The 19268-nt window shown below is 48.4% G+C and carries 19 protein-coding genes; 16 read left to right on the top strand and 3 right to left on the bottom strand.

What is annotated here, in order from left to right:
- The first annotated feature begins 47 nt into the window (after window positions 1-47).
- The 15 genes from OCV96_RS12830 (at window position 48) to OCV96_RS12760 (ending at window position 17170) form a co-directional block, all read left to right on the top strand.
- A complete protein-coding gene (locus OCV96_RS12830) occupies window positions 48-992 on the top strand; it encodes an ABC transporter permease (protein ID WP_118504713.1) in 945 nt (314 codons plus the stop codon).
- On the top strand, window positions 992-1795 hold the full coding sequence (locus tag OCV96_RS12825; RefSeq protein WP_022312967.1) for an ABC transporter ATP-binding protein: 804 nt from the start codon (window positions 992-994) through the stop codon (window positions 1793-1795). The genes OCV96_RS12830 and OCV96_RS12825 overlap by 1 nt, the downstream gene beginning before the upstream one ends.
- Before the next feature lie 510 nt (window positions 1796-2305).
- Complete coding sequence (spoIVA, locus tag OCV96_RS12820; protein ID WP_317239300.1) at window positions 2306-3775, top strand: stage IV sporulation protein A; 1470 nt, start codon at window positions 2306-2308, stop codon at window positions 3773-3775.
- A 288-nt stretch (window positions 3776-4063) separates the two neighbouring features.
- Window positions 4064-4888, top strand: coding sequence for a purine-nucleoside phosphorylase (locus OCV96_RS12815; protein ID WP_119623684.1), 825 nt, complete (start codon window positions 4064-4066; stop codon window positions 4886-4888).
- 23 nt (window positions 4889-4911) lie between these two features.
- Window positions 4912-5334, top strand: coding sequence for a cytidine deaminase (cdd, locus tag OCV96_RS12810; RefSeq protein ID WP_022312466.1), 423 nt, complete (start codon window positions 4912-4914; stop codon window positions 5332-5334).
- The gene (locus tag OCV96_RS12805; RefSeq protein WP_118503919.1) at window positions 5331-6635 is read left to right on the top strand and encodes an amidohydrolase; all 1305 of its coding nucleotides are present in this window, start codon (window positions 5331-5333) and stop codon (window positions 6633-6635) included. The genes cdd and OCV96_RS12805 overlap by 4 nt, the downstream gene beginning before the upstream one ends.
- Window positions 6636-6702: 67 nt before the next feature.
- Complete coding sequence (locus OCV96_RS12800; protein WP_118503923.1) at window positions 6703-8133, top strand: NCS2 family permease; 1431 nt, start codon at window positions 6703-6705, stop codon at window positions 8131-8133.
- Between the two features lie 103 nt (window positions 8134-8236).
- Window positions 8237-9955 carry a MutS-related protein gene (locus tag OCV96_RS12795; protein ID WP_262594679.1) on the top strand — a complete coding sequence of 573 codons (1719 nt, stop codon included), beginning with the start codon at window positions 8237-8239 and terminating at the stop codon, window positions 9953-9955.
- An 82-nt stretch (window positions 9956-10037) separates the two neighbouring features.
- The gene (locus OCV96_RS12790; protein ID WP_181968655.1) at window positions 10038-10184 is read left to right on the top strand and encodes a hypothetical protein; all 147 of its coding nucleotides are present in this window, start codon (window positions 10038-10040) and stop codon (window positions 10182-10184) included.
- A 3-nt stretch (window positions 10185-10187) separates the two neighbouring features.
- Window positions 10188-11186, top strand: a complete 999-nt coding sequence (locus OCV96_RS12785; RefSeq protein ID WP_022312471.1) for a helix-turn-helix transcriptional regulator — start codon at window positions 10188-10190, stop codon at window positions 11184-11186.
- A gap of 222 nt (window positions 11187-11408) precedes the next feature.
- Window positions 11409-13598, top strand: coding sequence for an anaerobic ribonucleoside-triphosphate reductase (gene nrdD, locus OCV96_RS12780; RefSeq protein WP_262594691.1), 2190 nt, complete (start codon window positions 11409-11411; stop codon window positions 13596-13598).
- A 19-nt stretch (window positions 13599-13617) separates the two neighbouring features.
- Window positions 13618-14127, top strand: coding sequence for an anaerobic ribonucleoside-triphosphate reductase activating protein (gene nrdG, locus OCV96_RS12775; protein ID WP_022312473.1), 510 nt, complete (start codon window positions 13618-13620; stop codon window positions 14125-14127).
- Window positions 14128-14179: 52 nt separating this feature from the next.
- Window positions 14180-14692 carry a dUTP diphosphatase gene (locus OCV96_RS12770; RefSeq protein ID WP_022312474.1) on the top strand — a complete coding sequence of 171 codons (513 nt, stop codon included), beginning with the start codon at window positions 14180-14182 and terminating at the stop codon, window positions 14690-14692.
- Between the two features lie 84 nt (window positions 14693-14776).
- Window positions 14777-16216, top strand: coding sequence for a spore germination protein (locus tag OCV96_RS12765; RefSeq protein WP_262594678.1), 1440 nt, complete (start codon window positions 14777-14779; stop codon window positions 16214-16216).
- Window positions 16217-16306: 90 nt separating this feature from the next.
- Window positions 16307-17170, top strand: coding sequence for a DegV family protein (locus OCV96_RS12760; RefSeq protein ID WP_022312476.1), 864 nt, complete (start codon window positions 16307-16309; stop codon window positions 17168-17170).
- A 143-nt stretch (window positions 17171-17313) separates the two neighbouring features.
- Here the strand turns inward: OCV96_RS12760 and OCV96_RS12755 are convergent, their stop codons facing one another.
- From OCV96_RS12755 to OCV96_RS12745, 3 genes are read right to left on the bottom strand one after another with little or no spacing between them, the layout of a single operon-like run.
- Window positions 17314-17928, bottom strand: a complete 615-nt coding sequence (locus tag OCV96_RS12755) for a manganese catalase family protein (protein WP_118503931.1) — start codon at window positions 17926-17928, stop codon at window positions 17314-17316.
- Window positions 17928-18182 carry a spore coat protein CotJB gene (locus OCV96_RS12750; protein WP_022312478.1) on the bottom strand — a complete coding sequence of 85 codons (255 nt, stop codon included), beginning with the start codon at window positions 18180-18182 and terminating at the stop codon, window positions 17928-17930. Before OCV96_RS12750 ends, OCV96_RS12755 begins: the two co-directional genes overlap by 1 nt.
- A complete protein-coding gene (locus OCV96_RS12745) occupies window positions 18179-18349 on the bottom strand; it encodes a spore coat associated protein CotJA (protein WP_022312479.1) in 171 nt (56 codons plus the stop codon). The genes OCV96_RS12750 and OCV96_RS12745 overlap by 4 nt, the downstream gene beginning before the upstream one ends.
- 256 nt (window positions 18350-18605) lie before the next feature.
- Between OCV96_RS12745 and OCV96_RS12740 the strand changes: the two genes are divergently transcribed.
- Window positions 18606-19268 carry a response regulator transcription factor gene (locus OCV96_RS12740; RefSeq protein WP_022312480.1) on the top strand — a complete coding sequence of 221 codons (663 nt, stop codon included), beginning with the start codon at window positions 18606-18608 and terminating at the stop codon, window positions 19266-19268.

Below are 19268 nucleotides of genomic sequence, written 5' to 3'. Positions count from 1 at the left end.
GCGCGTAACAGCGATATCCCTATCTGGAGTTTTAGGAGGAAAAAGAAATGTCTTACTTTATGTCACTGAATCCCCTTTCCCTGTTCAGGGCAATGCCGGGATCGATAGCACAGGGAATGATCTGGGGAGTCATGGCACTGGGAGTGTATATTACCTTCCGCCTGCTGGATTTCGCTGATCTGACCGTGGATGGTTCCATTGCAACCGGCGCTGCGGTATCCGTTATGCTGATTCGTGCGGGAGTTTCTCCTATAGCTACGCTGCCCATTGCTTTCCTGGCCGGAGCATTGGCAGGCATGGTAACGGGACTGTTGAACACCGCACTGGGAATCCCCGGAATTCTGGCAAGTATTCTGACGCAGATCTCCCTGTATTCCATTAATTTGAATATCATGGGCAAAGCAAACCAGCCGGTCAGCGTAGATAATTATCCGCTGGTGGTATCTCTGCGTTATGTGACGGACGGTTCGGTGAGCAGACTTCTGTTTTTCCTGGGAATGATCGTATTTTTACTGGCACTGATCGCTGTGATGTACTGGTATTTTGGAACAGAACAGGGTCATGCTATCCGTGCTACGGGCTGTAACGGTAATATGGCAAGAGCACAGGGCATCAATACCAATTTCATCAAAGTGCTGGCACTGATGATCTCCAACGGTCTGGTAGGACTGTGCGGTGCACTGTACGGCCAGTTCCAGGGGGCATCGGATGTCAATATGGGACGCGGTGCTATCGTTATCGGTCTGGCAGCTGTTATCATCGGTGAGGTTCTCTTCGGTAAGTTTGCCAGCAAGAGAAAGCTTGCGTTCGCATTTACCCTGGCATCGGTTATTCTGGGCGCTGTGATCTACTATATGGTATATCAGTTCGTACTGTGGCTGAAGATGCCTTCAGAGGATATGAAATTGTTCTCCGCTATCGTAGTTGCCATTTTCCTGGCAATTCCTTACTTGAAGGAGAAGAGAACACTTCGGAAAGGAGCGTCAAAGTAATGGCTTACGCATTGGAGATACAGGACGTACATAAAGTATTTAACAGAGGCACCATCAACGAGAAGGTGGCCTTGAATGGAGTAAACTTAAATCTGAATCCCGGGGATTTCGTGACGATCATTGGTGGTAACGGCGCGGGTAAGTCCACCACGCTGAATGCCATCGCCGGCGTATGGCCCATCGATTCCGGCAAGATCATCATTGATGGTACGGATATTACGAACCTGCCAGAACACAAGAGAGCAAAATATCTGGGAAGAGTATTCCAGGATCCCATGACGGGAACCGCAGCTACCATGGATATCGAAGAGAACATGGCGATTGCGTTACGTCGCGGTGAGAAGAGAACCCTTCGCTGGGGTGTTTCCAGAGAGGACAGAGAGTTATTCCGCGAGAAGCTGCAGACTCTTGGATTGGGACTGGAAGACCGTATGACCAGCAAGGTGGGGCTGTTATCCGGTGGTCAGCGTCAGGCCATCACACTGCTTATGGCAGCATTGAAGCAGCCCAAGCTCCTTCTGCTGGATGAACATACCGCAGCACTGGATCCCAAGACCGCAGCCAAGGTACTGGAGATCAGCGACAAGATCATCGCAGAGAATCAGCTGACCGCCATGATGGTAACTCACAACATGAAGGATGCCATCGTTCACGGCAATCGCCTGATCATGATGCACGAAGGCAAAGTGATTTACGATGTGGCTGGGGAAGAGAAGAAGAATCTTCAGGTGAAGGATCTGCTGGCAAAGTTCGAGGAAGTCAGCGGCGGAGAATTCGCCAATGACCGCATGATGCTGGCGTAAAAATAAGAACGGGACACGCTGCCGATTTAGGCAGCGTGTTTTTGCGTTAAATGGAAAGTTAGTGAAATAATCCCGTAGCCCTTGGCAGGGTATAAGAAACGCGGCACTGCTTATTCTTATACCCAGCCGGGGCTACTGGTTTTTTGAAAGCTTTCCAAAACGCAGAACTCCCGGCGTATGCGGTGCCATGTCGAAGATGTTTGTCGGAGGATGTTGATATTTTCTAGAAAAGTGCTGAAAGACAGGGGGAAAGCGGACACGATGTACGCGTCAGCCGATTGTCGACATGGATGTCGACTGTAGGCGGCCCCGTCATGACGAGAACTACTCATCACTTTTCGTAGAAAATTCACATCCGGAGACCTTACATCGAGACATGTGTATCGCATGCTCCGGGAGTTCGTGGATTTTGCCAATGTATTTCACTAACTCTCTAGTTAATTCATAATTGCTTGCATCCTGCATATACATATAACACCAATGGCAGGAGGTATTTTTATGGACTATGCAGTGAATACATACGATCTGTATCGGGATATACAACAAAGGACGGGAGGGGAAATCTACATAGGGGTACTGGGACCGGTGAGGACCGGAAAGTCTACATTTATCAAGCGCTTTATGGATGAAATGGTGCTGCCCTATATGGAGGATGAACATGCCAGAATGCGGGCACAGGATGAACTGCCTCAGAGCGCGGGAGGTAAGACCATTACCACTACGGAGCCAAAGTTTATTCCCAACGAAGCGGCAAAGGTGCGACTGAATGATGATATTGAAGTATCGGTACGGCTGATCGACTGTGTGGGATATATGATCGACGGTGCGGCGGGACACATGGAAGAAGATGCGGAGCGCATGGTGAAGACTCCCTGGTCGGAGGAAGAGATTCCGTTTACCCAGGCGGCAGAGATCGGCACGGATAAAGTCATGCGGGATCATTCCACCATCGGTCTTGTGATCACTACGGACGGCAGCATCGGGGAACTTCCCAGAAGCAATTATCTGGGAGCGGAAGAGAAGACAATCCTGGCGCTGAAAAAGTCTGGAAAACCCTTCCTTGTGCTGGTGAACAGCCAGAAACCTTATTCCGAGGAGACCAGACAGGTAGCGGAGGAAATCGGGAAGAAATACGATGTGGCCGTGATGCCGGTGAACTGCGAGCAACTGAAAAAGGAAGATATTAATCGCCTTCTGGAAAAAATCCTGTATGAATTTCCTCTGACAGCAGTGGAATTTTATTTCCCGAAATGGATGGATATGCTTCCGGTGGATCATGCGGTAAAACAGGACCTGTTAAGACAGATCCGGGAATTGATGAACAGCTATGACCGGATTCGGGATGTGGCGGGACACCCTGTGGAATTGCAGGGAGATTATATTCAAAGCTGCAAGATGGAGCCGGTGCAGTTGTGGAACGGTATTGTTCCGGTACAGGTAGGAATCGACGACAGGTATTATTACGAAATGCTTTCCGGAATGTTAGGAGAGAACGTAGAGGATGAATACCAACTGTTGAATAAACTAAAAGAGTTGGCAGAAATGAAAAAGGAATATACGAAGGTGCAGGATGCATTGTCCATGGTGAAGATCAAAGGCTACGGCGTTGTGACTCCGGACAGAGAAGACATTGCACTGGAGAAACCGGAATTGATCCGACATGGCAACAAGTTTGGTGTCAAAATCAAGGCCAGCAGCCCCTCCATACATATGATCCGCGCAAATATCGAGACAGAGATCGCTCCCATCGTGGGCACAGAACAGCAGGCTCAGGATCTGATCCAGTTTATCGATCAGGCGGAGGCGGAGCACGGTATCTGGGAGACTAATATCTTCGGCAAGACTGTGGAACAGCTGGTGGATGACGGCATCACCACGAAAGTTGCTTCCATCGGAGAAGAGAGCCAGCTGAAACTCCAGGATACCATGCAAAAGATCGTCAACGACAGCAACGGTGGCATGGTTTGTATTATTATATGATTCCATAACCCACCCATGGAAAGTCTGCAAGACTGCCTGCAGGCAAAACAGACTTTCTATGAGGGGAGTAAACACACATGAGCAGGGGAGGACGATAGTCCGAAATGCGAATGTGGGTTACAATTTCGAGAGTGCGAAGCACGGAGAAATTGTATGGGATGTTAGCTTTCCATTGCTTTTTTCCCGTGCATTTTGTATAATACCTTTGTTGACTTTGCTTTATTTTTCTGAAAAACAGGAAGAATATTTGCTAAATTGCATGAAAATACGGCTAAACGGAGGATATAGATGAATCAGGTATATGCAAAATTACAGAACTGTTATGAGTGTGTGAGAAAAAAGACGGATTTTGTACCTAAGGTGGCGATTGTTTTGGGATCGGGCCTGGGCGATTATGCGGAACAGATCCGTGTGGTGACAGAGATCCCTTATGCGGAGATCGAGGGATTTCCTGTTTCCACCGTACCGGGGCATGCCGGTAAATTTATCTTCGGTTATCTCGATGAGATTCCTGTGGTGTGTATGAAGGGAAGAGTACATTGCTACGAAGGTTATGATGTGACGGATGTGGTACTGCCCACCAGACTGATGAAACTGTTAGGCGCTGAGATTCTGTTTCTGACCAATGCGGCAGGCGGTGTGAATACTTCTTTCCATGCCGGTGACCTGATGCTGATCAGAGATCATATTTCCGTGTTTGCCCCCAATCCTCTGATCGGTGCCAACATGGATGAACTGGGACTGCGTTTCCCGGATATGAGCCATGTGTATGACAAGGACTTACAGCAGATCATCCGTGAGACCGCGAAGGAGAACGGTATCTATTTACAGGAGGGTATTTATACCCAGCTGACCGGCCCGTCCTTCGAATCTCCGGCAGAGATCCGTATGCTCCGGACACTTGGCTGTGACGCGGTAGGCATGAGCACAGTGGTGGAAGCAATTGCTGCCAACCACATGGGAATGCGGATCTGTGGCATCTCCTGTATCAGTAATCTGGCGGCGGGAATGACAGATCAGCCTCTGAATCATGAGGAAGTACAGGAAGCTGCGGATATGGCAGCTCCCAGATTCAAGAAGCTGGTAACGGAATCTGTGAAGAAATTTGTATAGACACAGAGAAAAAGGAGATGCGGATGATCCAGGAGACAGAAGAAAAGGCATTGGTCAGCCAGGCATTGGAAGCCAGAAAACTGGCATATGCTCCTTATTCCGGTTATACGGTGGGAGCGGCACTACTGACTGCGGATGGACACAGATACCTTGGCGGTAATATTGAAAACGCTTCTTACGGAGCTACGAACTGTGCGGAGCGTACCGCCTTTTTCAAGGCGGTCAGCGAGGGAGAACGGGAATTTACAGCCATTGCCATTGCCGGAGGAATATCCGGAGAGGCACCGGTGGAATATGCGTATCCATGCGGTATCTGCAGACAGGTGATGCAGGAATTTTGCAGGGATGATTTTGTGATCTACGTGGTAAATAGTGAACAGGATTATCAACGCTATACCTTAAAAGAATTACTTCCCTTTGGATTTGGAGGAGATGCAATCAGATGAATATCAGATTATATAATGCACGAATTCTCACCATGGAACCCGGCAGAGAAGTCTTCTATGGTGAAGTATGGGTAAAAAATGACAAGATCGCCTATGTGGCGGAACAGAAAGAACTTGCGGAGGAATGGGACAAATCCCAGTTCCCCAGAATTGCGTGGGATATTGAACTGGATTGCAAGGGAAACCTTCTGATGCCCGGATTTAAAAATGCACATACCCATTCCGGTATGACTTTCCTGCGCTCCATGGCAGATGACCTGCCTCTGGATCAGTGGCTGAACAAGCAGGTATTTCCTCTGGAAGCAAAACTGACCGGTGAGGACATCTATGAACTGACCAGACTGGCAGTGCTGGAATACTTGACCTCAGGAGTGACTTCCATTTTCGATATGTACCTGACACCGGATACTATTGCTGAGGCCTGTCTGGACACCGGAATGCGTTGTGTACTGGTATCCGGACTGAATAATTTCAGTTCTTCTCCAAAACAGGTAGAAGAGGAGTTTTTAAAATGGAATAAGAAGAATTCTCTGATCAGTTACCAGCTGGGATTTCATGCGGAATATACCTGTTCCAAGGAACTGCTCTGGAAAGTGTCGGAAATGGCACATCATTACCGGACACCGGTATATGCCCATATCTCCGAGACGGAGAAGGAAGTGGAAGAGTGTAAGGCTCGCTACGGAATGACACCGCCCATGTTCTTAGACTCTCTGGGAATGTTTGATTTTGGCGGAGGAGGTTTCCACTGCGTTCATGTGACGGAACAGGATATGGATGTCTTCCGCAGACATCGGATGTATGTGATCACGAATCCCGGCTCCAACACGAAACTGGCCAGCGGCATTGCACCCATTGCCGACTATGTGCGGCACAAGATCCCGGTAGCCATTGGAACCGATGGACCGGCCAGCAATAACTGTCTGGACATGTTCCGGGAGATGTTCTTAGTCACCGGCTTAAGCAAACTGTTAGAGAAGGATGCGTCCAGCATGGATGCCGTGGAGGTACTGAAGATGGCAACGGTGAACGGTGCCAAGGCAATGCGCCTGAACCGCGCAGATGTTCTTGCAAAGGGAAAATATGCAGATCTTATTATGATCGATCTGCACCAGCCCAATATGCAGCCCATTCACAACATCCCCAAGAATCTGGTTTACAGCGGCAGCAAGTCCAATGTCTGCATGACCATGATCGGCGGCAAGATTTTGTATCGTAACGGAGAATTTAATGTGGGAGAGAATCCGGAACGTATTTACACAAAATGCGAGAAGATCGTAAAGAGACTGTTGACTGAGTAAGAAAAATAACTCAGAAGACATAGAACGGAGCTCCCGCGTGGCTCCCAGAATACTTAGGAGGGAAAAGATGTTAGAAAAAATCTTCAAACTGAAGGAAAACAACACCACCGCAAGGACAGAGATCATTGCCGGACTGACCACGTTCATGACCATGGCTTATATCATAGCCCTGAATCCGAACCTGCTGACCGGTTTTGGCAAGGATACCATGCCGGAGCTGTGGAACGGTGTTTTCCTGGCAACCTGCATTGCATCCGCCATCGGTACCATCGTAATGGCATTTCTGGCAAACAAGCCTTTTGCCATGGCACCCGGCATGGGACTGAACAGCTTTTTTGCAGTCGTAGTAACCAATATCGTAGCCCTGACCGGCATGACCTATGTGGCATCCTTCCAGGCTGCCCTGTGTATTGTTCTGGTGGAAGGTATTGTATTCCTGATCCTCTCCGTGCTGAATATCCGTGAGAAGATCGTGGATGCCATTCCTTTGGGCGTACGTCTCGGTATCGCACCGGCCATCGGTCTGATGCTGTTAAACATCGGCGTCGGTTCCAATGCAGGAATCTATTCCGAGAACGGGGGACCTTTCTATGCTATGAGAGACTTCTTCGGTGCACTGACTCCTTCACTGGCTAAGACCAATATGGGATCCGGATATTCCGCAATGGTGCTGTCGGTTGTTACCATGTTCGTAGGTCTGTTTGCCATTGTTGTTCTGGCACAGAGAGGTGTCAAGGGTGCTGTTTTACTGGGGATGCTGATCGCCAGCATCATCTACTGGGCAGGAGAGGCCATTTTCCTGGGAACAAATCCCTTTGCTTCTCTGGCAACTGCATCCTTCGTACCGGCCTTCGGAGATATGGCGTCCACTACACTGTTTAAGTTTAACTTCCAGGGATTTGCACAGATTGGCTGGTTTACTGCAATTACTCTGATCGTTACATTCTGTATCATTGATATGTTTGATACTATCGGTACTCTGGTAGGAACCGCAAGCCGTGCGGGAATGCTGGATAAGGATGGAAAAATGCCTAACATGAAGCAGGCACTTTTGTCTGATGCAGTAGGCACTCTGGCAGGTTCCGTAACCGGTACTTCCACCGTTACCACCTTCGTAGAGTCTGCCTCCGGTGTGGAAGCAGGCGGACGCACCGGTCTGACCGCACTGACCACCGGTATTATGTTCCTTGCATGTATCTTCATCGCACCCATCGCCGGTATCATTCCTGCGGCAGCTACCTCTTCCGCATTGATCTATGTGGGTGTCCTTATGGTAGCAGGTCTTAAGAATGTAGATTTTGATGACATCTGCCAGGCGCTTCCCGTGGCTCTGATGATGATCGCCATGCCGATCTCCGGATCTATCGGACATGCCATCGGTATCGGTCTGATCACCTATACCGTTATCAAGGTATTTACCGGTAAAGCTAAGGACGTATCCGTACTTACCTATGTATTATCCTTGATCTTCCTGTTAAAGTTCTTTATTGTCGCATAAAGAATTTTACAAATAAGAAATATAAAAAACAGGTCAGAATATGGGGGCGGGCACTGCACAGCGCGGTGCCTGCCTTCTTATATCCGGAAAAGTGAGAAAAAATATGGAATTTGTTGTATTTGCGGGCGTATTGCTTTTGCTTTTTATATTTATGATAGTGCAGGAGCTGATACAGACGAAAAATCAGGAAAAACTTTTCAAGAAGTATCTTCGTGAAAATTACGGAAAAGAACCACCGAAGGAATATTCACTGGAGCGGTTTGCAAGACTGGGCAGCTATCTGGAACGGCATAAGGAAGAGAAGCAGCTGGATGATATCACATGGAACGATCTGGGAATGGACGAGGTCTTTCGCCGGATCGACCGGACCTATTCTGCGGCGGGAGAGGAATATCTGTACTATACGCTCCGGAATATTTCCTGCGGGAGAGAGGCACTGGAACATCTGGAAGAAGTGGTTAACTGGCTGCAGGAGCAGGAGAATATAAAAGTAAGGATCCAGCTGTTGATGAAACGGCTGGGACATCTGGGAAAATATTCTCTCTACGATTATCTGGATAACCTGGATTATCTGGGGGAGCGTTCCAACCGTAAGATTGTGCTGGGAAATCTGCTGTACCTTCCATTTCTCCTGTTATTGTTCGTACAGCCTGCGATGGGTACCATAGGAATCGTCTTGTGTATGCTCTGGCATATCATGACATATTTTCGGGAGAAAAAAGTGATCGAACCGTATATTATCAGCTTCGCTTATGTATTACGGCTGATCGATGTATGTGAAGAACTGGAGAAGCAGAAAATACCGGTATACAGGAGAGAACTGGATGAACTTCGGGAGGTACTGAAGAGCCTGCGGGAGTTGAGGCGGGGAGCCTATTGGGTCATGGCTGGAAATCAGGGAAAGATTGGTGGAAATCCTCTGGATATCCTTGCGGATTATCTGCGGATGATATTGCATCTGGATATCTTTCAGTTTAACCGGATGCTGGAAAAGCTGCGGAAAAAGACCGGACAAGTGGAAACCATGCTTGCAATCACCGGGTACCTGGATATGGCCATATCCGTAGGCGGATTTCGGAAATCTCTGGAAGGGTACTGTATTCCGAAACTGGAAGAAGATACGGAGAAAGCTTTTCTGCATATGAAGAAGGGTTGGCATCCGCTGTTGTCACAGCCGGTGAAAAACAGTATCCGGGCGGACAGAGGAATTCTGCTTACGGGGTCCAATGCTTCCGGTAAATCCACGTTCTTAAAAATGGTGGCGGTGAATGCCGTTCTGGCACAGACGATCCATACCTGCGCGGCGGAAAGTTATCATGCACCGATATTTCAGATCTTTTCCTCCATGGCCCTGCGGGACAGCATGGAAAACGGGGAGAGCTATTATATTGTGGAGATCCGGTCATTGAAACGAATCCTGGATGCGGCCGGGGAACGGAGAACTCCGGTGCTTTGTTTTGTGGATGAGGTGCTTCGGGGAACCAATACGGTGGAGCGGATCGCCGCGGCAACGCAGATCCTGATCCGTCTGGCGGAGAGCGGAACGCTTGGTTTTGCCGCTACCCATGATATTGAAATGACGGAGCTTTTGAAGGAATACTATGACAACTATCATTTTGAGGAAGTGATCCGGGACGGTGATATCCTGTTCCCCTATCAGCTGCTGCCGGGAAAAGCATCCACCAGAAATGCGATCCGTCTGCTTCAGATGATGGGGTATGAGGAACAGATCATAAAGAAGGCTTCCGGACAGGCGGAAAATTTTCTTAAGACAGGAAAATGGATAAATACCCCGGCGGCCATATCCGAAGGGACCACTTGACGATACGGGGATTTCGTTGGTATACTTCTAATACATGCAATAGTTTTGGGATACAAAGATATCGGGAAAAGGAGAAAACATTATGGCAGTAAGCTTTTTGAATTCATTTTTATCTTATCTGGTAGTACTGGCAGTCATTGCGGTTGTAGGTGCAGTGGCCATTACGTTGGGAATCACTCTGCGCAAGAAAAAGAATGCAGCAGAGGAAAAGAAACAGACAGAAGAATAATCCATGGCAAAATCTTCGGGACAGAAATTAAAACTTTTATATCTGATCAAGATGTTGCGGGAGAACACGGATGAAAACCATCCAATGAGCACACCGGATATCATCAAATATCTGGAAAATCAGGGAATCCATGCAGAGCGCAAGAGTATCTACAACGATATGGAATGTCTTGCGGATTTCGGTTATGATGTGGTGCAGGTGCAGAGCAGACTGGGAGGCGGATATTATCTGGGCAGCCGGGAGTTTGAACTTCCGGAATTAAAGCTGCTGGTGGACGCGGTACAGTCTTCCCGGTTTATCACCACGAAAAAATCCAGAGAACTGATCCGGAAGCTGGAGCAGATCGCCGGGAAAAACGATGCCGGTAAACTGCAGCGACAGGTCTATGTGGCCGGAAGAGTCAAGACGGAGAATGAGAGCATTTATTACAGCATTGATGCGATCCACCGGGCTATTCAGGAAAATAAGCAGATCTCTTTTGTCTACCTGGACTGGAATCTTAAAAAGCAGCTGGTGCCCAGACCAAACGGCAACAAATGCGTCAGTCCCTGGGCCCTGATCTGGCGGGAGGAAAATTATTATCTGGCCGCCTACGACAGTGAAGACAGAGTGATCAAGCATTACCGTGTGGACAAGATGGGACAGGCGGAAGTGACGGATCTGCCCAGAGAAGGAGTGGAACAGTTTTCACAGATCGATGTGACCTCCTATACGAACCAGACCTTCGGCATGTTTGCCGGAGAGGAGAGCGTGGTGACCATGGAGTTTCCGGTGCGCCTGACCGGCGTGGTACTGGACCGCTTCGGAAGGGAGACGGATATCCGTCCCATGTCGGAGGAAGTGTTCCGGATCCGGGCAAAGGTGGCGGTCAGCGGACAGTTCTTCGGATGGCTGGCCGGTATCGGACAGGGGGCCCGTATCGTAGCGCCGGAAGCGGTACAAAAGCGCTATGTACAGTGGCTTTCAGATATTTTACGGGAACAGTCACAGGAGGCGGAATAAAAAGTTACCCAAAATTTGAAAATCTTTTTTGTATAGTTTTCTAAGGGATCCCTCGTTGACAAGCCAGGGATTCTTTTTTATACTGGTACATATCACCCACAATATATTGCTTTTTGATGACTACAGATACCATATATGGTATCTACAAACGTTATCGTAAGTGAGGGGAATACAGTAAATCCGGGCAACAGCCGGGGATTATCGGATGAAGGGAAGAGAAAGATGAGCAGTAATTTTGAACATGCCCATGAAGAAAATGAAGATTATGGCAAAAAGTTCAGACCGGACAGAGAGATCTACGTCGTTAAAAAGGACGGGAGCAAAGAGCTTTTTAATGTACAGAAGGTGATCAGCGCTGTAGGCAAGAGTGCGTACCGTGCCCTGACAAAATTCACCAGAGAAGAAAAAGAGCAGATCTGCCGGCATGTGGTAGAAAAAGTAAATGAACTGGAAGTGGATGAAGTACCCATTCCCATTATGCACAATATTGTGGAAAGTGCCTTAGAGCAGGTAAAACCGGTCGTTGCAAAAAGCTACCGCGATTATCGTAACTATAAGCAGGATTTTGTACGGATGCTGGATGATGTCTACAAAAAGAGCCAGTCCATCATGTACATCGGAGACAAGGAAAATGCCAACACGGATTCCGCACTGGTATCCACCAAGCGCAGCCTGATCTTCAATCAGCTGAACAAGGAATTGTACCAGAAGTTCTTCCTGACCACGGAAGAGATCCAGGCCTGCCGGGACGGTTATATTTATGTCCATGACATGTCCGCCAGAAGAGATACCATGAATTGTTGTCTGTTCGACGTGCAGAGTGTACTGACCGGCGGATTTGAGATGGGCAATATCTGGTACAATGAGCCGAAGACACTGGATGTGGCGTTTGATGTTATCGGCGATATCGTTTTAAGTGCAGCCAGCCAGCAGTACGGCGGATTCACCGTACCCAGCGTGGATCTGATCCTGGAGCCGTATGCGGAGAAGTCTTATAACAGAGCGCTGGCAAAATATGAGCGTCTGGGTATTGCCGCAGATGTGGCGGAAGCAGAGGCACTGGCAGATGTCCAGAAAGAATTTGAACAGGGTTTCCAGGGGTGGGAGTACAAGTTCAATACTGTGGCCAGCAGCCGTGGTGATTATCCGTTTATTACCGTGACCGCAGGAACCGGCACCGGTAAATTTGCAAAGATGGCGACTATTACCATGCTGGATGTCCGCAGAAAGGGACAGGGCAAAAAGGACCACAAGAAGCCTGTATTGTTCCCTAAGATCGTATTCTTATATGATGAGAATCTGCACGGCCCCGGAAAGCCGCTGGAGGATGTTTTCGAGGCAGGTGTGGAATGCTCTGCCAAGACCATGTATCCCGACTGGCTGAGTCTTACCGGCAAGGGCTATGTGGCAAGCATGTACAAGCAGTATGGCAAGATCGTATCTCCCATGGGATGCAGAGCATTTCTGTCTCCATGGTATGAGAGAGGCGGCATGCATCCTGCAGATGACAAGGACCAGCCGGTATTTGTGGGACGTTTCAACATCGGTGCGGTATCCCTGCATCTGCCCATGATTCTGGCCAAGGCAAGAAAAGAAAGCAAAGACTTTTATGAAGTGCTGGATTATTATCTGGAACTGATCCGTCAGCTGCATATCCGGACCTATGCTTATCTGGGAGAAATGCGTGCGTCCACGAATCCTCTGGCATATTGCGAGGGCGGTTTCCTGGGTGGACATCTGAAGCTGACAGACAAGATCAAACCGTTACTGAAATCCGCTACGGCCAGCTTCGGCATTACGGCATTAAATGAACTGCAGGAACTGTACAACGGCAAATCACTGGTGGAAGACGGTGCATTTGCGGTAGAAGTTCTGGAGCATATCAACCAGAAGATCTCCGAGTACAAGGAAGAGGACGGCAATCTGTATGCCATCTACGGAACTCCAGCGGAGAATCTGTGCGGTCTTCAGGTCAAGCAGTTCCGTGAAAAATACGGTATTATCGAGGGTGTATCCGACCGAGAATATGTCAGCAACAGCTTCCATTGCCATGTGACAGAGGATATTACGCCGATCCAGAAACAGGATCTGGAGAACCGTTTCTGGGATCTGAGCAACGGCGGTAAGATCCAGTATGTAAAATATCCCATTGATTACAATACCGAAGCCATCAAGACACTGATCCACAGAGCCATGGATATGGGCTTCTACGAGGGTGTCAATCTGTCTCTGGCTTACTGCGACGACTGTGGCCATCAGGAACTGGAAATGGATGTATGTCCTGTCTGCGGCAGCCGGAATCTGACCAAGATCGACCGTATGAACGGCTATCTGTCTTACTCCAGAGTACATGGAGATACAAGACTGAACGATGCCAAGATGGCGGAGATCGCAGAGCGGAAAAGTATGTAGAGACAGGATGGACAGATAAATGAGATATCATAATATAACCAAGGACGATATGCTGAACGGCGATGGTCTGCGGGTCGTACTGTGGGTGGCAGGCTGCAACCATTGCTGCAAGGAATGCCAGAATCCTATTACCTGGGATCCTGACGGAGGACTCTTATTTGACGAAAGCGCAAAACAGGAGATCTTCGAACAGTTGGAAAAGCCGTACATTTCCGGTATTACCTTTTCCGGCGGAGATCCGATGCATCCCGTGAACCGGGCGGATGTCAGAGAACTCATGAGTGAAATCCGGGAAAAATATCCCACGAAAACGATCTGGATGTACACCGGGGACAGCTGGGAAGACATCTGTGATCTGCCGGTGATGCAGTATGTGGATGTGGTAGTAGACGGTGAATTCCATGTGGAGGAAAAAGATGTAAAGCTCCTGTGGAAGGGCAGTAAGAACCAGCGGGTGATCGATGTGAAGAAGACCCTGGCCAGTGACCATAGACGGGTGCCGGTATTGCACTGCGGGGATTACGCATAGGAAGCGGCTGGTTTCAGCCGGTAATGTAAGAAGAAAAAGGAAAGAACAGACAATGCACAGAATAGCAAAATTTCATTTTGTAAGTCCGGGGCAGTTTTTGACTGCCATGCAGGAGGGATATCCTCAGTATACGGAAGCACAGATCAAGGAAATGTATGAAAATTTAAAACTTCCCAGGAGAGCCACGAAAGGAAGCGCAGGATATGATTTCTTCGCACCGTTTGCCTTTACCCTGGCCCCGGGAGAGACCATCAAGATTCCTACCGGCATTCGTGCTGAAATGAAGGAGGACTGGGTATTACAGATTTATCCGAGAAGCGGACTGGGCTTTAAATACCGTTTGCAGATGAACAATACCGTGGGCATCATTGACAGTGACTATTTCTTTTCAGATAATGAAGGACATATCTTCATGAAGATCACCAATGATTCCAATGAAGGCAAGACCGTGGAGGTTCCTGCGGGAACCGGATTTGCACAGGGAATCTTTATGCAGTATGGCATCACGGAAGATGATGATGCGGAAGGAATCCGTAACGGCGGCTTCGGAAGCACCACGAAGTAACAGGTAAAACAACAAAATAGCAGAATAAAATCCCCCGAATGGGACATGATGAAATTTAGATCATAGACCCAAGGGGGATTTTTTATGCCACAGAACAAACAACCAAAGCTCGTCAGAATATCGGAAAAGCTTCAGCAGAATATGCAGTATGTGGATGAACTGATGGGACTGGAAACCAATTTCGATATTATTCACCGGGTGATCCGTCTCGGTGACACCGATGCCTGCATGTATCTGATCGATGGTTTCTGCAAGGATGAACTGATGCAGAAAATATTACAGTATCTGATGGATCTGAAGGCGGAGGACTTCCCAAAGGATGCCCATGAGATGTCCAAAATCGCGATTCCCTACGTGGAGGTGGATCTGGACGATACCTGGGAGAAAATACTGGGAGCTTTGCTGTCCGGCGTCTTTGTCCTGTTATTGGACGGTTATGAAAAGGCGGTGTTGATCGATGCCAGAACCTATCCCGCCAGAGGGGTGGAGGAGCCGGACAAGGACAAGGTACTCCGGGGGTCCAAGGACGGCTTCGTGGAGACAGTGGTATTCAATACAGCATTGATCCGCCGCAGGATCCGTAGTACGGATCTTCATATGGAAATGCTTAATGCCGGGGAGAATTCCAGAACAGATATCGTACTGTGTTATATGGAGAGCCGTGTGGATCCGAAACTTCTTACGCAGATCCGGGAACGGATCCGTTCCATTCAGGTGGATGCTCTGGCCATGAATCAGGAAAGCCTGGCGGAATGTCTGTACCAGCGGAAGTGGTACAATCCGTTTCCGAAGTTCAAATACACGGAGCGGCCGGATACGGCGGCGGCCCAGGTGCTGGAAGGCAATCTGGTGATCCTGGTGGACAATTCCCCTTCTGCCATGATCCTGCCCACCACGATCTTTGATGTGGTGGAAGAGGCGGATGATTATTACTTTCCGCCGGTCACCGGAACGTATCTGCGTCTGACCCGTTTCCTGATCGCACTGCTCACGTATTTCGTGACACCCACATATCTGCTCCTTATGAATCATCGGATGTGGATCCCAGAGAATCTGGAATTTATTATTCTGAAAGAGGATCCCAATGTGCCTCTGATCCTGCAGTTTTTACTGTTGGAGCTGGCCATTGACGGACTGCGGCTGGCGGCGGTCAACACACCGAATATGTTGAGTACTCCCTTGAGTGTCATGGCGGCGCTGGTGCTGGGAGAATTTTCGGTGGAGAGTGGGTGGTTCTCCAGTGAGGTTATGCTTGCCATGGCATTTGTGGCCATTGCTAATTACACGCAGGCTAATTATGAATTGGGTTATGCCTTGAAATTTATGCGGATCCTCAATCTGATTTTGACACAGCTTTTCGGAATATGGGGTTATATTGCCGGACTGATTATATTTGCGCTGGCGCTCCTTACGAATAAGACAATCTCCGGACAAAGCTATCTGTATCCGCTGATTCCTTTTGACAGAGCAAAAATGAGAAATCGTTTCTTCCGTGGAAGAATGCCAGGAACCAGAAAAATGTGACAAAATGTATCACTTTTGTCAGCGAAAATTGAAATGGGTGCCCTTTTGATGTATGCTTAGGAAAAATTGATAGCATCAGGAGGGTAACCAATGTTTAAAATCGTTACAGACAGTACTGCTGATCTGCCGGTAGAGTATCTGAAGGAACATGATCTTGGATGCATGAACCTTAGCTATATCATGGATGGTGTGACTTATGGACAAGGACAGGAACTTCCCGAAAAAGAATTCTATGCATTGATGAGACAGGGCAAGATGCCGACTACATCCCAGGTCAACCCTGAGGAGGCAAAGGCTCATTTTACGGAATATCTGAAAGAAAATAAAGAGATCCTCTGTATCGCTTTTTCCTCCGGACTGAGCGGTACTTACAACAGCATGCGGATCGCGGCGGATGAGATCATGGAGGAACAGCCCGATTGCAAGATCATCGTGATCGACAGTCTGTGCGCTTCTCTGGGAGAGGGACTGCTGGTCCACAAGGCAGTGACTTTGAGAGATCAGGGCAAATCCATGGAAGAAGTGGCAGAGTGGGTGAAGAATAATCGTCTGCATCTGGTACATGTATTTACCGTGGATGATCTGTATCACCTCTACCGCGGCGGACGTGTCAGCAAGGCTACGGCATTTGTAGGAACACTGGCCGGTATCAAACCCAAGCTTCATGTAGATAACGATGGACATCTGATTGTCATCGGTAAGGTAAGAGGACGTAAGAAATCTCTGCATGCACTGGTGGATTACATGGAGGAGAAGATGGGATCCTACCGTGACCAGAACGATATTGTTTTCATCAGCCACGGTGATGATCTGCCTGCGGCGGAACTGGTGAGAGACTTGGTAAAGGCGCGCTTTGGCATGGACAGCTTCCTCATCAACTATGTGGGCCCCACCATCGGTTCTCATTCCGGCCCCGGAACACTGGCATTGTTCTTCATGGGTGAAGAGAGATAATACCTGGCGAAAAGAGATAATTCTGAAAATTGAAAAAAGGCTGCCAGTTTCGAAACGGAAATTATAGGATTCGGAACCGGCAGCCTTTTCTAAATTGTTTTGATACAAAATTGGATTCTGGAAGCGTGCATGGTAAACAGTTATCAGGTCTCGCAGGAATCGCAGCGGTCAAAACCGGGGTTAAACGCATAGAAGTTCCTGGAGTTCAGGTGATCCTGGGCAATGCGCAAGGCTTCACCGAAGCGCTGGTAGTGGACGATCTCCCGGGCTCTGAGGAACTTGATGGGTTCACAGACATCCGGATCCTTGATCAGGCGCAGAATGTTGTCGTAGGTGGAGCGGGCTTTCTGTTCCGCAGCCATACTTTCGTGCAGATCTGTGATGATGTCTCCTTTTACCTGAAATTCACAGGCATTGAAGGGCACACCGCCTGCTGCCTGAGGCCAGACACCAATGGTGTGATCCACATAATAATTGGCAAATCCGCTTTTCTCGATCTCTTCCATGGAGAGGTCACGGGTCAGCTGGTGAACGATGGTGGCAACCATTTCCAAATGTCCAAGCTCTTCAGTTCCGATATCCGTCAACAGTCCTGCCACTTCCTTAAAGGGCATGGAATAACGCTGGGACAGATAACGCATGCTGGCACCCATTTCCCCGTCGGGGCCACCGTACTGGGAGATGATGACCTGGGCCAGTTTGGCATTGGGTTCCTTGATATTTACAGGGAACTGTAATCTTTTCTCATAACTCCACATCAGTTACATCCTCCTTCCCAGGGTAAGGGAGCGTTGCCCCAACGCCACTCCTTGTTACTTTCTGCCAGATCTTTCCGCAGGGGGTAATATTCTCTGGAGAATTCCCGCTCCATCTGTGTCTTGATCCTGGTATAATGGTTGAAATACTCCATGGCATTCCGGTCTGTGGGGTGAGTGTCCAGATACAGCATCAGATCCGTCAGAACGAAGTCGGCAATGCCGATGTCGTGCAGCATTCTTTCTTCACTGTTCATTTTACGCATCTCCTTCCGGTAAAAGGTTTGTCAAGCTCCGGAAAAATGGTACCCGCCTGGTAGCCTTTTTCCAGATTCTCATACATTTTGGTGAAATGCTGCCAGGGAACATAGGCCATGGCCAGTGGATATTTTTCAAAATGTTCTTCAAAAGAATAGTCTTTCATAGCAATCCTTTCCAATAATTCATTTAATATATGGTATGATCGGACGAAAAAATAGTGCCAAATAAATAGATGATACAAATTGGATACAAAGATGAGATATGCTATAATATAAATATGTGTAAAAGAAAAACAAGCGGCTGCGAAGCAGACATTTGTTTTTCTTGCACTATTAGCGAACGAATATCCTGCGAAGCAGGATGCAGAGTGCGATAGCACGAATTCGTGAGCTTGGGAAGCGTGGTCGAGGGACAGGGAAATGCTTAGAATATTAATTGCAGAAGATGAGGAGCCCATTGCCAATCTGATCCGGATCAATCTGACGAGAGCCGGGTACCAGTGCACCTGGGCACCGGACGGACAGACCGCAGCGGATCTTATGGAGCGGGAGAAATTCGATCTGGCACTTTTGGATATCATGCTGCCGGGAATCAATGGTTATGAACTGATGGATTATGCGAAAGCCTGTGAGCTTCCGGTGATCTTTCTGACAGCCTTGGGTTCTACGGAACATAAAGTAAAAGGGCTTCGCATGGGCGCAGATGATTATCTGCCGAAGCCTTTCGAGATCGTGGAGCTTCTGGCCAGAGTAGAGGCAGTGCTGCGCAGATATCATAAGACGGAGACGATGATACAGGTCAACAATGTAACTATAGATACGGCATCCCACAGAGTGACACTGGATGGAGAAGAAATCTATCTGACACCGAAGGAATTTGATCTTCTGTTATTGTTTGCAAGAAATAAAAACAGGGCTTTGTACCGGGAGACTATATACGAGACCGTATGGGGCGGTGAATATATGGGACAGAGCCGCACGGTGGACCTGCATGTACAGCGGCTGAAGAAAAAACTGCACTGGGAAGAGATGATCGTGGCAGTATATAAAGTGGGGTATCGGTTGAATGAAGTTCGCTCATAA

The sequence above is a fragment of the Waltera acetigignens genome, from assembly GCF_025567015.1.
GTDB lineage: Bacteria > Bacillota > Clostridia > Lachnospirales > Lachnospiraceae > Acetatifactor > Acetatifactor acetigignens.
Note: the sequence above shows the minus strand (reverse complement) of the source record. Positions and strands in the feature narration are given on the sequence as shown.